This is a genomic window from Flavobacterium sp. LM5, assembly GCF_002017945.1.
Lineage (GTDB): Bacteria > Bacteroidota > Bacteroidia > Flavobacteriales > Flavobacteriaceae > Flavobacterium > Flavobacterium succinicans.
On sequence record NZ_MUFX01000001.1, the window covers coordinates 1,383,627 to 1,398,290 of the forward strand.

The following is a 14,664-nucleotide window of genomic DNA, read 5'->3' on the forward strand; positions in this document are numbered from 1 at the left end:
TTTTTTTTAATCGAAATCACTTCAGTAATTGTCTTAGTTTGTGAATAAAGCAAAAAATAAGGCGAACAAATATATGTAAATCGGTTTTAAAAACTCTTTGATTTTAATAGAAAAATTTAATATTTAAAGTGGTTGTTGTGATATTACGAAATCGATATTTTTAAGGGGGTTAAAATTGTAAAATGATATTTATTTTTGAATTATACCTACAAAAAAAGCCTCGATAATTCGAGGCTTTTATATTTGAAAGAAAAAAGATTATCTTCTTTTGTCTTTGATTTTTGCTTTCTTACCAGTAAGTTCTCTAAAGTAGAAAATTCTAGCTCTACGAACTGCACCTTTTTTGTTGATTTCAACTTTTTGTAAAGCAGGTAAGTTAACTGGGAAGATACGCTCTACTCCAATAGCTCCTGACATTTTACGAATAGTAAAAGTTTCAGTGTTTCCTGAACCTCTTCTTTGAATCACTACTCCTTTAAAAAACTGAGTTCTTGTTTTTTCACCCTCTTTAATTTCGTAGTACACAGTGATAGTATCTCCAGCTCCGAATTCAGGGAATTCTTTTCTTGTAACAAACTCGTCTTGAACGAATTTCAATAAATCTGCCATGATAAATGTTTAATTATGGTTTAAAATAGAGCAACATTCACGGTTCTCGCCAGAGGTTGGTCCAATGTGGGTGCAAAAGTAAAAAATAATTATGAATTATGAATGGTTAAAAAATATTTTTTTGCACTACTTATTTGAAAATAGCTAAGTCTTGGTTTTCTGCGCTTTACATAATTATAGTTATTTGCGAGGTTGTTGTTGTGTTACACAATGAACCATGCCTCCATTAGCATACAAATTGCGTACATCAATCCCTACGACTTTTCGGTTTGGATAAAGGGTTTGAATGGTGGCATTTGCAAATGCATCATTAGGATCGTTATAGTTTGGAACTAAAACCACAGAATTTGCTATGTAATAATTCACATAAGAGCCTTTATATTTTAATTTTTTCCCTGTTGCTGTAACTACGTCATTTTTTGTTAATGGGAGTTTAAGAAAAGTATAGTTTTTGCCATTTTTAGAGACAGCCTTGTAGAGTGTTTGAATGTCTTTTTCTGGAACTTCCCAATACAATAAGTCATCCACAGCCATAGTTACAATTGTGGATTTGTTTCCAAATCGTGCAAAACCATCAATGTGCATGTCAGTAATATCTTTACCAGCTTTTCCATCTAACCATATGAAGTTAGTCACACCAAGATATTTTGTAAAAATGACTTCAGCTTGTGATTGCGACATTCCGGGGTTTCTATTGGAGTTTAATATAGCACTTTTGGTAGCCATTAAGGTACCTTGCCCGTCAATTTCAACCGCACCACCTTCGTTTATCATCACCGAATTTAAATCTATCATTTGTAATTGCTGGTCTTTTGCTATTCGATTGGGTATAATGTTACAATTATTATAGTCAGTTTTTTTACCCCAACCATTAAAACCCCAATCTTGAATTACAAGTTCTTTGTTGTTGTTTCTTACATAAATAGGTCCATTATCTCGTACCCATACATCGTCCGTTTTTTGAATTGTAAAGTCTATGTTTGCTACTGAAACCCCTGCTTTTTCAAGCAAAAAAAGTATTCTTGATTTTTCATTAGCGTCATATGCAATGATGTGAACTTTCTCGCTTTTTATTAATGATTTTGTCATAGTTATCCAGGTATCATCGAGTTCATTTCTATATTCTATTCCATACTGGTATTGATGGGGCCATTGCAGCCAAGTGCCTTCATGAGGTTCAGATTCTTCGGGCATAGTGTATAGGATTTCCGTTGATATTGGTTCTTCTGATGTTGTTAATTCCGAATCCTCTTGACAAGAAAGGAAAAGTGGAGATAATATAACAATGGTAAATAGTTTTTTCATAATAATTAGTTTGAATATTTAAATTATAAAATGCCTTGTTTACTAGTACTTAGACAAGGCAAATCTATTCACGATAGCTTGATTATTTGTTGTCCAAAATTGACATTCTATAAAAGAGGAATAAAAAGAGCTGTTAAGTACTCATTTTCATGGGTACAGTTTGACTCATTTTTGAGGTATTGTTCGATTACAGGCGTATGAGAGCATTCTTGTTTGCTTTCTAAAATCCATGACCCAAAAATTTGTTGATAGGTGTTTTCTAAATCTTGATAGGAGCCTTGGTGTATAAACTTAGCATAATTCCCACCAAAAATAGATTTTGAGGGTAGGTTCGTTAGAATTGAATTTGTTTCTAGGCAAGCATCATAAGTACATTTTGATTTTTCTGTGATAACCACATCATCGGCAATTAATCCATAAAATTGTGTGCTAACCTCCGAAAAGTCATTTTTTAAAATCGTTTTCCAAAGTTGCTCAATTTCGGGATTAATGTAAGAAGTTTTGCAACTTAAGTAGTAGACTGTTTTTTTAGGGATGTAAAGAATTTCAGGAGCTGTAATTGATAGTATTGAGTTTTGTACCTCGGTGTCATTTAGCAGAAGTTCTTTTTGATTTCGAGCTTGTGAAGGAGAGCAATTAAAGTGTTTTTTGAATGTTTTAGAAAACGATTGTACATCAGAAAAACCTATTTCTAAAGCTATATCTGAAATTTTAGCATTAGAATAGACTATTTTTTTATATCCATTTTCAACTTTTAATCTAGTTTGATATGCACCAATGGTTTCCTTGAAAAGCGAAAAAAAGATACGCTGTAAATTTCTATAGGAATAACAAGAAACCATTTCTAAAGATTTTATCGAGATAGTTTTGTTGTAATTTTTCTCAATATAATGCCTTGCGTTGTAAATGCGTTTTTGGTAGTCCATTAGTACAAGTGGTGCGTCTTTTTTAATTGTCCTCCAACAAATCCGGTCTTCTGTTTTTGGTGTGCTCATAAGCCATGTCTTCTCTCCATTTGTCAATTTTTGCAAAATGGCCACTCAATAAAACATCAGGGACTTTCCAGCCTTTGTAATCGGCAGGTCGAGTGTAAATCGGACCCGACAATAATCCGTCTTGAAAACTATCGGTCAAAGCCGAGGTTTCATCACTCAAAACCCCTGGAATCAATCGAATCAAGGCATCACACAAAACCAAAGCACCCAATTCACCTCCCGATAGCACATAATCGCCAATAGAAATTTCTTTGGTAATAAAATGGTCTCTCACTCGCTGATCGACACCTTTATAATGCCCACACAAAATGATAATGTTTTCATACATCGACATCGTATTGGCCATTTTTTGGTTCAGCGTGTCTCCGTCGGGTGACATATAAATAATCTCGTCGTAGGTTCTCTCGCTCTTCAAATGCGTGATACAAGCATCAATCGGTTGTACCGTCATCACCATACCCGCGCCTCCGCCAAAAGGATAATCGTCTACACTTTTTTGTTTGTTGGTCGTATAGTCTCTCAAGTTGTGAAAATGCACTTCCACCAACCCCTTGTCGATAGCACGTTTCATAATCGAAGCTTCAAAAGGACTTCTCAATAATTCAGGCAAAACGGTAATAATATCAATTCTCATTGTAGTATTTTATATCGTGCAAAGGTACAAATTAAATGATAGGACACGAATCAAGTGATACATCCGTATAGTTATTTGGGCGTGACCCCGAGACACACGACTTTGCACAACCAAAAGTCCCTGCTCCTCGGGGTCGGGCTATCCGCTATATCTCTTGGGGCGAACCCCGCCCCAAGAGGATGCCGCTGCTATCCCTCACGCAATCCCTGCAAATCAAGACACTTTTCAGTTACACCCCAAACTGTCTCAAATGATGGTCCAAGTGTCTCCACATCAGTTTGTCCCAATCCTCAAAACTCATCTTTCCCCAAAACGGATGATGCATGACCGTAATTACCGAAGTTCCTTTGGCAAATTCTTGAACACAAGCTATAAGTTGTGCTTGGCTTTTTTCAAAATCAGAATGGGCAGTGATACGGAATTCTTTTGCCGTGGGACTATTTTTTCCAAAGTCACTGTTAAAGGCTTTGTTTTTTAATAACCGTCCCAACAAACGCATAGGAAAACTAATTGTTAAATCTTGTTTTCCAAAAGCTACATTTATAGCAGCAATACAGTGTTCACACATTTGGTCCACGCTCATTTTGCCCCAAAGTGGAGTAGAGGAGGTGTTTAATTTCTGAATCCTATTGATTAACTGAGTGTTGTCTGAAGTGTCGTAAATAGAAGCCATAATGTATTCATTTTTAGATAGTATCAAAAGTAATGCTTTCGCTCAAAATTTTATATTGTTTTACAGTTATCAAATTGCTTTTCCGAGTAGTTTTATGAGGTATGACAGCTTTAAAGGCTGATTTTAAATGAGCTATAATTAAAAAATAGAATAGTCAGCAAAATTTAATGTAGGAAAAATATAACTATTTGTGTAGATTTGCAATTGAATAGAGTAAAATCTTTCAAAACCTACCTAGACATTACGAATTAAATAACTAAATTAATGGGAACCCCAAACCTACTATTAGTTGATGACCATCCTATAACCATTGATGGTTACATTACCATTCTTTTTAATCACGATGCTGCTATTGATTTTACTACAGCTAATTCCTGTCAAGAAGCCTATCTGAAAATCACAGAACGTTATGTGTCGCAAAAAGCTTTTGATGCGGCTTTCTTGGATATTAGTTTGCCTCCCTATACTGCCAAGCAAATAAATACAGGTTTAGATTTGGCAAAATTGATCCGAAACCATTTTCCTTTATGCAAAATTATTCTATTAACCATGCATAGTGAATCTGTGATAGTCAATAATGCTATACAGGAGATTAATCCAGAAGGATTTGTCTTGAAAAATGACATTGACTCCCATTCTTTTAAAGAAGCCTACCAAGTTATTATGAATGGAGAAACGTTTTACACTGCAACTATCCAGAAAGTAAGAAACGAATTCCTTGCCGAAATATTCGATTTGGATGCTATTGATTATCAAATTTTGGCACTATTGGCACAAAAAGTAAAAACCAAAGACATGCCAATGCATCTCAATCTTTCTTTAAGTGCTATAGAGAAAAGAAAAGTACATATTAAAAACGTACTCCTAAAGGATAAGGGAGGAAGCAAAGAAATAGTAGCAGCCGCGAAAAGAATAGGCTTGCTCTAAATTTTTAACTTAAAACCGTATTTTTTTAACCAAAAACCGTAAAATCATCTAAAACAGATTCTATAGTTTTGAAAAGTCTTACAAATCAAAGTTAAGTGCACGTAACCTAGGGTTTGTTAGAAAATATTTATTAGTAACTCTAAAATTAATATTTTTATGAAAAAAATTATTTTTGGCTTTTTTGCTACTGCAATGCTATCAGCAACTAGTTTTGCAAACACTCCTACTTTAGAAAATGAATTTGAAGTAAAAAGTGAGAATCAAAAAGAATGTGAAAATCAAGAAACTGAAATTGATGAAGCTTTCTGTACAATTACATGTTCAGTTGATACAGGTGATGGTATTACCATATCAGCAACTGCTGGCAATTGGTTTATGTCATGCGAAAAAGCTACAGCTAGATGTTATGGCAAATTATTAGAAGCTCTATAAATTGCATTTTGAGAGGCTGTCCGAAAACTAAAGGATAGCCTCTTTTTATGGTGAAATATTCTTATGAATATTGAAAACAATCTTCATTTAATCGATTCTAAGAAAGATAGCTCGACTTTTCGGGCAGTCTCTATTAATTATAAATTATTTAAAACATGAATTATTTAAAATATCTAATATTGTTTTTTTTGTTAGAAAATATGAATGCTCAAAAAGTAGAAATTGACTTTGTTTCAATAATAAATACTAATAATGTAATTTCTTCATCAAAAACTGACTACAAACTAATCTTAAATGACAGTACGTCATACTATTTCAATACTTTGAAGGATGAAAGTCAATATAGATATGTAAAAAATGCTTTTGAAAAAAAACAAGTTGACGACGTTACTGAAATTAAATTAAGTGATAACCATATTGCAACAATTAAAGATGATTTTTTTTATAAAAACTTCATAAAAGACACACTTATTTACAATGAGATTATATCAACAAAAAAAGTATTCGTGGGTGAAAAAAGTAATTTATTCGAATGGCAGATTAAACCAATCTCAGATACCTTAGTTTTTGGGTTTAAATGCCAAAAAGCGACAACAAAGTTTAGAGGAAGAACTTATGAAGCTACTTTTTCATCAGAAATAGCTCCTAATGGAGGCCCTTGGAAATTTGATGGACTGCCAGGTATCATTATTAGCATTAAAAGTTTAGATAATTATTTTGCAATATATCCAGTTAAAATAGTGTTAAATAAAAAACAATCTAAACTATATGAAAACATTTATAAAGATAAAAAAGTTATTAGTTGGAATGAGTATAGAAAGATGTTTAGAGAAAACATGGAAAGAAGATTGAAAATACTTAGGTCAAAATCCGAAACTGGAGAAGGAGGCAGTATAAAAATAACAGATAAAATTGAAGACTTAGAAATACCGGAAATGAAATTTTAATGAAAAAGATTTTAATTTACTTTTTTATACTCCTTCCATTATTATCTTTTGCACAAACAATAAAAGGAAGTATAAAAGATAGCAATGGTAATTCCATCCCATATGCAAACATATTAATAAAAGAAAACGAAAACACATCAAGTATAGTTGAGTTTACATATGCTCGAAATGGAAAATTTACTATAAATCTTAAAAAAAAATATCAAACAATTTTAGTTGAAGTTACATCTCAAGAATACAATAACGAAACATTTATAATTCAAAAACCAGATGTAAAGGAAATATATGAGATAGATTATGTTTTACAAAAACAAAAAGTTACCGAACTTAAAGAAGTTGTCGTAGTTTCTGAAAAAAAATCATATACAATTAAAGAAGACACTTTGACTTATAATATTGAAAAGTATAAAGACCCGACAGATAAAAAAGTACAAGATGTTTTAAAAAGATTACCCGGCATAGAGGTCAACGAAAAGTCAGGAGAAATAAAGTACAAAGGGAAATCAGTTGAAACAGTTACACTTGATGGCGACAACTTGTTTGGTTACAACTATAGTCTAGGTACAAAAAATATAAATATCGATATGCTTGAACAAGTTCAAGCTATCGATAATTATTCTGAAAATCCATTGCTAAAAGGAATTGAAGGAGGCGAAAAGGTGTCTTTAAATTTAAAACTTAAAAAAGGTAAAACAGACTATTCAGGTAATATTGATTTTGGTCTAGGAATAAACAACGATTTAAATTTATTGAATAATTCAAATGCTAATATATTGGGCATTTCTAAAAACTATAAATCTTTTGGTATTATTAGCTATAATAATATTGGTGTAAACCACTCACCTTTTGACTATTTTTCATCCAATAAAAGTATTGAACAGCAAAAAGAGAAAGATGCATCAACACACAAAATAATTCCCGAAGTTTTGTTCAATAATGGAATTGATGATGATAGAGCCAACATCAATAATATGTTTTTTTCAAACTACAACAACATCTTTAAAGTAAACAATCGCTTTTCTGTAAAAACCAATTTATATTACATAAACGACAACATAAAATTAAATCAATTAAATACTACTGAGAATAAAATTGAAAACCAAACATTTATTACAAGTGATGATTTTAACACAAAAAAAAAACCACAATTTTACAGAGGTGATATTGAACTAAAGTACAACACTTCAAAAAATTCATTACTAGAGTATAAAACAAAATTTAGTTATGAAAACATAAAATCTTATTCTTCAGTCACTGCAAACGAAATAAATTCTTTTAAATCAAATCTAAAATCAGAAAGTATATTCTTTAATCAAAAAATTCTTTACACCAATAAACTCAATGACAGCAAAGCATTACAAATACAAGTTAGCCACGCATACAACAACATTCCTCAATACCTTCAAATCAACAATAAAATCAATTCATTTACTGAAGAACAAACTAGTAGTTTCAAAAAGAATTTCTTAGACGCCATAGTAATTTTATTAGGTAATAAATCAAAAAACAAGTATTCATTTTCAACTGGAGCAACCTATGAAAACACCACCTATAACTCTATTAATAATCTAAATCCGACAGAAATAAAATTTAACGTTCCAAACTATTTCAAGAAATCTATATATGCTTTTGGTTCTACAAACTATAATTTAAAAAATTGGTCAATAATTCCATCTTTTTCGCTTAAATATTTAAACCAAGAAATAGATGAAAATCAAAGTTTAAATAATAAATCAAAATCAGATGTATTGTTTGAACCATCATTTAGTATCCGATATAAAATTAATAATAAATCGTTTATTTCATCAAAAGCAAGTTTAACACAAACTCCATTTTCAGAAGAATATATTTTTAGAAATCCAATAACCACTAATAATAGAATAAAAATAACCAATACACCAACTTTAGAAATATTAAAAGCAGAAGTTTATAATTTAAATTATTATAACAATAATATGTTTAAACAATTTTTTATTAGCATTGGTATAAGTTATCAAAAAAACAATGGAAACTATTTTTCAAATTTTATAATCAATGAAAATGAAACCATTTTAAATAACTTCTACCTTGATGAAAAAAATGATAATTTAAACTTAAATCTATCCACTGAAAAATTTATTAGTAAGCTATCCACAACTTTTAAATTAACGTCTACAGTATCAAAATCGAACTATAAAAATATAGTTAATACTTCTGAACTAAGGAATAATAGGAGCAACAACATATCAAATGAACTTACTATCAAAACTGCTTTTAACACTAAAATCAATTTTGAAAATCAATCAAACTATATTTATTCACAAAATAATTCCGAAAAAACAGGAACAATAAACAATATGACGTTTACAAATTCATTAAAAATAAAATACAAACATTCTTCATCTGTTTTTTCTGTAATTACAGGAGATTACTATATACCAAATACAGAAAACAGTAATAATGATTATTTATTTCTTGACTTTAGTGTTATTTATAAACCTAAAGACAAAAAATACGAATTTAATATAATCGGAAAAAACTTGTTGAATAATTCTATATTTTCGCAAATACAAACTTCTGATTTTTCGAAAAGTACACTTCAAAACAACCTTATTTCAAGATATATTTTTGTAAATTTCACCTATAATCTTTAAGTAGATTCTAGATTTGCTTCTTTACTGTAGAGTAAAACTATGATTTAAAAATCACAAATAAACAAATTCAATTCTTAAGTAGATTCTTAATACAGCAATAGAATAATTGAACTAATAATAAAAGGGAAAAACAGAAAACTGGTATACTCATAGTATGGAAAGAAAAAATGTATCATAAAACCTCCGTTTCGAAATATGGCTCATTTAGGCTTAATTTAAAGATGATTTTATACTTGGGACATTAATCATTAAAAATAAATCTTTGCTTCCTTAATCCACCACATCGCCAAGTGACCTAACCAATGATTTCAACTTCTTTTAAGAAAGGATGCTGAGTTTTAAAAATTCAAAATGAGACCTGCTTAAGTTTAACCAAGCGGTTAGGTTATTAATTGTAAATCTTTATACTATTATTGGTTTCTCAATAAAACGATCTTTTGCCTGCGATACTGTTTTTTTTAGTACTTTTAAAACCTAATAATTTGTAAATTTTTCAATATGAATTCTTTTTCAAAAATAGCTAGCGCAGGCTGTCTTTTGTTGTTCAGTACGCTGCTAGTAGAGAACGTTAATGCCCAAAATACTACTGCTCCTATGAATAATCCTCTTTTACAACGCAGTACTTTACAGTACCAAACGCCACCTTTTGATAAAATTAAAGATGAACATTTTAAGCCAGCTTTTGACTATGGTTTAAGAGTACACGATGAGGAAATCGAGAAAATCACGAATAATACGGCAAAGCCGACATTCGAGAATACTGTTTTGGCGTTAGAAACTTGTGGCGTAGATTTAAGTAGAGCAGCTGGAGTTTTTTATAATCTTTCAGGTTCTAATACTAATCCAACACTTCAGGCGATTGAAGCAGAATATGCACCAATTTTTTCAGCGCATAACGACAAAATTTACTTGAACAGTAAATTGTATAACCGAATCAAAAGCATTCCATTGTCGAGTTTAAAAGGAGAAGATAAAAAACTAACCGAATACTACTTGCAACAATTCGAATTAGCAGGAGCTAATCTTTCGGAGGCCGATAAAGATAAAATGAAAAAAATCAACGAAGAGTTGGCTACGTTAAGCACCTTGTTTAATAATAAATTGTTAATTGCTCGTAAAAACGCAGCCGTATTTTTTGACTCAGCTTCAGATTTGGCAGGTTTAACGCCTGATGAAATTGCAGCTGCGAAAGCCAATGCTACAGCAGCAGGACAAGATGGGAAATACATGATTGCGATTATCAATACCACACAGCAACCTGTTTTGATGAGTTTGACTAATCGTGCGTCTAGAGAGAAGGTTTTCAAAGCTTCTTGGTATCGTGCAGAAAAAGGAGATGAAGGTGATACTCGCGAAACCCTTGAAAAAATGGCTAAATTGCGTTTGCAAAAAGCAAAATTGATGGGTAAAAAGAGTTTTGCCGAGTGGAAATTGCAAGACCAAATGGCACAAACTCCAGCGCCTGCAATGGATTTGTTAGCCAAAATCGCAAAACCAGCAGTAGCGAAAGCCAACGAAGAAGCTAAAGACATTCAAGCCTTAATTGATGCCCAAAATGGTGGTTTTAAATTAGAGCCTTGGGATTGGGATTTCTATTCTGAGCAAGTACGTAAAGCCAAATACGATTTGGACGAAAGTCAAATCAAACCGTATTTTGAAATCGGTTCAGTGCTAGAAAAAGGAGTCTTTTTTGCAGCAAAACAAATGTATGGGCTGACTTTCAAAGAAAGAAACGATTTGCCGGTGTACAATCCTGACGTAAAAGTGTATGAGGTTTTCAATGATAAAGGAACTTCAATCGCGATTTATTATTTGGATTTTTATGCAAGAGACAATAAAAACGGAGGCGCTTGGATGAGTAATTTCGTCAATCAATCGCATTATTTGAATCAAAAACCTGTAATTGCTAATGTGTACAATTTTGCAAAACCAGTTAATGGTAATCCATCTTTAATCAGTTTTGATGATGTAACGACATTATTTCACGAGTTTGGACACACCTTACACGGATTGTTTGCCAACCAAAAATATGTAACACTTTCTGGAACTGCTGTACCAAGAGATTACGTAGAGTTTCCTTCGCAAATCAACGAGCATGCTGCTTTAGACCCAACGGTTTTGAAAAATTACGCAGTACATTATCAAACCAAACAAGCTATTCCACAAGAGTTGATAGATAAAATTAAAAAAGCTGATACCTTTAATAAAGGTTATGTGGTAACCGAATTGTTGGCTGCTGCAACGCTAGATATGGCTTGGCATAGTGTAGAAAAAGAATCGGATTTTAAACCTACTTTAGATTTTGAAAAAGAGGCTTTACAAAAATATGGTTTGTTAGTGAATGAAGTACCTACTCGTTATCATTCTCCTTACTTTGCTCACATTTGGGGAGGCGGTTACTCTGCAGGATATTACGCTTACACTTGGTCTAAAACTTTAGATTATAATGCTTACGATTGGTTTGAAGCCAATGGTGGAATGACCCGAAAAAATTGCGATCGTTTTGTTAAATACATCTTGTCTGTAGGGAACAGTGTAGATTTGAACAAAGCTTTCAAAGAATTCATCGGTCACGATATGAAGATTGAACCGTATTTAAAAAACGCAGGATTAGCTAAATAGTTGACTGATAGTGCATTACTAAGACTTAAAAATGACATTCGAAAGGATGTCATTTTTTTTGCTGTTTATGCTTTCTATGTTGACTTTTTTCTCTTTGAATAAAAGAATTTTGAATACATTTACTCAACAAGTTTCTTGGTTGAAACTATTTATTATTCAAAAAAAGCATTATGAATTTTTATAAAATAGTGGTGTTGGGTTGTATTCTAGTGTTACCTTTTGGGGCTTTGGCCCAAACAACATCAAGACAATGGAATGGCAAAAAGTGTGCTGTTGTACTAACTTATGATGATGCCTTGAATGTCCATTTAGATAAGGTGATTCCAGCGTTGGATGCTTTCAAGTTTAAAGGGACTTTTTATTTAGTTGGATCATCGCCAGTAGTCTCAAAACGTTTGAGCGAATGGCGTGCAGCTGCTAAAAAAGGGCATGAACTAGGTAATCACACCTTAAATCATCCTTGTGATGGGACTTTTGCAGGAAGAGATTTCGTCACTCCCGAAGCCGATTTGTCTAAATTTTCAGTAGCTCGAGCCATCAATGAGATTAAAGTTACCAACACGATTTTAGAGGCCATCGACGGCAAAAAAGAGCGCACTTTTGCTTATCCGTGCGGGGATCGTAAAATAGGAGATGTTTATTATTATGATTTGCTAAAAGAAGATTTTGTGGCAGCGAGAGGAGTCGAATCGGGGTTGTTGCAAAAACAACAAGTTGATTTGGCTAATATCAATTGTTTTGGACAAAGCGAATCCACTGCTTTACAGATGATTACTCAAATAGAAGCGGCAGAAAAGGCAGGTTCGTTTGCTGTACTTCTATTTCACGGTGTTGGAGGGGAACACGGACTTAATGTCTCTGCCGAAGAGCATCAAAAAGTATTGGCCTATCTTAAAAAAAGAGAAAAAGATATTTGGGTTGCCACGATGGTTGAAGTCGCCAATTATATCAAAAAGAGCAAGTAAAATTTTAAAGTAGTTTATTATCTGTTTAATTGTTAAATGCATGAACGAAAGTAACAAAAGAAAAAGTCAGGCAAAAACATTGAGAGTATTTAGAAAAGTGCACCGAACCACGGGCGCTTTTTTATTTATTTTCTTTTTCATTATATCCGTCACGGGATTACTTTTAGGATGGAAAAAAAATAGCGGTGGCTTACTATTGGCCGATTCGCGCAAAGGAACCACTACCGATTTGAGGCAATGGCTCCCTGTGGATAGTTTACAACAAAAAGCCTGTTATTATTTGCAAAAAGAAGTCTCACCAACTGTTTCTTTAGCATTGAATAGAATTGACATTCGTCCCGATAAAGGAATGGTGAAGTTTGTTTTTGAGGAAGACTATTGGGGCGTTCAATTGGATGGAGCTACTGGAGAACTTTTGCATCTAGAACGTAGAAATGCTGATTTTGTCGAAAACATTCACGATGGTTCCTACCTAGATGCGTATTTTGAAACCGGTAACGGCATCTTTAAATTGGTTTATACCACAGTAATGGGACTAGCTCTCTTGGTTTTTACCATAACTGGTTTTTGGCTTTGGTATGGGCCTAAGCGAATGCGTGTTGCCTAGTTTTAATTTGAAACTACTTTAGTTATTCAAATCAATTTTGTTTTGTAGATTTGTTAAGTTGTTGTTTTTTAAATGGTTGTGTTTTGTTTGTGAAAGCGAATAACACATTCTAAGACCTTATTGATTAACTATAATTTTAACAAATAAAAATATGAAAAAAGGATTTGTAATTGTCGTTTTGTTCTTTTTGTCTCAAATTACTTTTGCGCAAAAAGAATGGTTTTCCACTTTTGCTGATTCGACCGCTTTGGTCAAACAAGCCAATCAGATTTCATCAACGTTCATCAAAGACATAGCCAAAATCAAACCAACATTGGTGCTAACCTTAAAAACCAGATTGAATACCACGCCTTATCTTATTTATTATGATGATGATGGCAAACAAAAAACAGCCAATTTGCCATTGTGGGAACAAGTAATTCCCGAACAAAAAGCTTTTTTCTATGAAGTGGCTGGGGGAGAAGTAGAGGGAAAGGAGGTTTTTGGATTGTTTTTTAACGGATTTTATTTGCCACATGAGCTAGGACATGCCTTAGAACAAATGATTGAAGGGAATGTGTTCGGCTCTTATGAAAGTGAGTATTTCGCAAATGTTGTTGCGATGCTTTGGTGGAAAAAACAAGGCAAACAAAAAGAATTGGAACAATGTTACAACTATGCCAAAAGAATGTGGGCAAAACTACCTAATCCAGTACCAGAAGGAATGACTATAGAGGCTTATTTTAAGGCTAATTACCAGCAAGCTTCTCAAAATCCGTATACTTATGGTTATATGCAATTCAAGCAATTTATTTTGGTTTATGAAGATAAAAACTTGCCCAATTTTGAAGTGTTTGTCAAGAATTACCTAGCCTCAAAAGGAAAATTATAATAGAGTTTCAAAGGAATTTTTAATCTAAAATTATAATGCTATGAGAACAGTAAATGCAGTAACTTGGTTCGAAATCTATGTTGACGATATGGATAGAGCTAGAAAATTTTATGAAACTGTTTTAGGAGAAGTGATGATACCAATGCCAATGCCTGAAGGGTTTTCTGGTCAAATGGTTACTTTTCCTTGGGTAGAAGGTGCTACTAATTCGTCAGGAGCGCTTGTGCAAGATGAAACGAGGAAGCCAAGTGCAGCTGGAACTTTAGTCTATTTTGCTTGCAGAGATTGTGCAAAAGAATTAAGCAGAGTAGAAGCAGCTGGAGGCAAAGTCGTTGCGCCAAAGTTTGCTATAGGCGAACATGGTTTTTGTGGATTAGCTTCTGACACCGAAGGCAATACAATCGGTTTTCACTCGATACAATAATATAGCTCAAAAAAGAATAT

14 protein-coding genes are annotated in these 14,664 nt (G+C 32.7%); 9 read left to right on the forward strand and 5 right to left on the reverse strand.

The genetic code is table 11. The features are described 5' to 3' along the window. Window positions 1-258 precede the first annotated feature (258 nt). The 5 genes from rplS to BXU11_RS05865 form a co-directional block, all read right to left on the reverse strand. Window positions 259-609, reverse strand: coding sequence for a 50S ribosomal protein L19 (gene rplS, locus BXU11_RS05845; protein WP_078211321.1), 351 nt, complete (start codon window positions 607-609; stop codon window positions 259-261). Between the two features lie 180 nt (window positions 610-789). Continuing rightward, entirely contained in the window at window positions 790-1,914 is a 1,125-nt protein-coding gene (locus BXU11_RS05850; RefSeq protein WP_078211322.1) for an agmatine/peptidylarginine deiminase, read from the reverse strand. Between the two features lie 107 nt (window positions 1,915-2,021). Further along, a complete protein-coding gene (locus tag BXU11_RS05855; RefSeq protein ID WP_189318507.1) occupies window positions 2,022-2,840 on the reverse strand; it encodes a GyrI-like domain-containing protein in 819 nt (272 codons plus the stop codon). Between the two features lie 22 nt (window positions 2,841-2,862). Beyond that, the gene (trmD, locus tag BXU11_RS05860) at window positions 2,863-3,543 is read right to left on the reverse strand and encodes a tRNA (guanosine(37)-N1)-methyltransferase TrmD (protein WP_024982710.1); all 681 of its coding nucleotides are present in this window, start codon (window positions 3,541-3,543) and stop codon (window positions 2,863-2,865) included. A gap of 229 nt (window positions 3,544-3,772) precedes the next feature. Continuing rightward, on the reverse strand, window positions 3,773-4,216 hold the full coding sequence (locus tag BXU11_RS05865; protein ID WP_078211324.1) for a DUF1569 domain-containing protein: 444 nt from the start codon (window positions 4,214-4,216) through the stop codon (window positions 3,773-3,775). A 264-nt stretch (window positions 4,217-4,480) separates the two neighbouring features. Between BXU11_RS05865 and BXU11_RS05870 the strand changes: the two genes are divergently transcribed. From BXU11_RS05870 to BXU11_RS05910, 9 genes are all read left to right on the forward strand, one after another. After that, window positions 4,481-5,143, forward strand: a complete 663-nt coding sequence (locus tag BXU11_RS05870; RefSeq protein ID WP_078211325.1) for a response regulator — start codon at window positions 4,481-4,483, stop codon at window positions 5,141-5,143. Window positions 5,144-5,299: 156 nt separating this feature from the next. After that, on the forward strand, window positions 5,300-5,575 hold the full coding sequence (locus BXU11_RS05875; RefSeq protein ID WP_078211326.1) for a hypothetical protein: 276 nt from the start codon (window positions 5,300-5,302) through the stop codon (window positions 5,573-5,575). A 155-nt stretch (window positions 5,576-5,730) separates the two neighbouring features. Next, window positions 5,731-6,522, forward strand: a complete 792-nt coding sequence (locus BXU11_RS05880) for a GLPGLI family protein (RefSeq protein WP_078211327.1) — start codon at window positions 5,731-5,733, stop codon at window positions 6,520-6,522. Beyond that, window positions 6,522-9,155: a carboxypeptidase-like regulatory domain-containing protein gene (locus tag BXU11_RS05885; protein WP_078211328.1), complete on the forward strand. Its 2,634-nt coding sequence runs from the start codon at window positions 6,522-6,524 to the stop codon at window positions 9,153-9,155. Before BXU11_RS05880 ends, BXU11_RS05885 begins: the two co-directional genes overlap by 1 nt. Before the next feature lie 498 nt (window positions 9,156-9,653). Continuing rightward, a complete protein-coding gene (locus BXU11_RS05890; protein WP_078211329.1) occupies window positions 9,654-11,777 on the forward strand; it encodes a M3 family metallopeptidase in 2,124 nt (707 codons plus the stop codon). A 170-nt stretch (window positions 11,778-11,947) separates the two neighbouring features. Then, window positions 11,948-12,742, forward strand: a complete 795-nt coding sequence (locus BXU11_RS05895) for a polysaccharide deacetylase family protein (RefSeq protein ID WP_078211330.1) — start codon at window positions 11,948-11,950, stop codon at window positions 12,740-12,742. Between the two features lie 40 nt (window positions 12,743-12,782). Beyond that, window positions 12,783-13,349, forward strand: coding sequence for a PepSY domain-containing protein (locus tag BXU11_RS05900; protein WP_078211331.1), 567 nt, complete (start codon window positions 12,783-12,785; stop codon window positions 13,347-13,349). 151 nt (window positions 13,350-13,500) lie between these two features. Further along, a complete protein-coding gene (locus BXU11_RS05905) occupies window positions 13,501-14,220 on the forward strand; it encodes a hypothetical protein (protein WP_078211332.1) in 720 nt (239 codons plus the stop codon). Between the two features lie 40 nt (window positions 14,221-14,260). Continuing rightward, a complete protein-coding gene (locus BXU11_RS05910; protein ID WP_078211333.1) occupies window positions 14,261-14,644 on the forward strand; it encodes a VOC family protein in 384 nt (127 codons plus the stop codon). The last annotated feature ends 20 nt before the right edge of the window (window positions 14,645-14,664 follow it).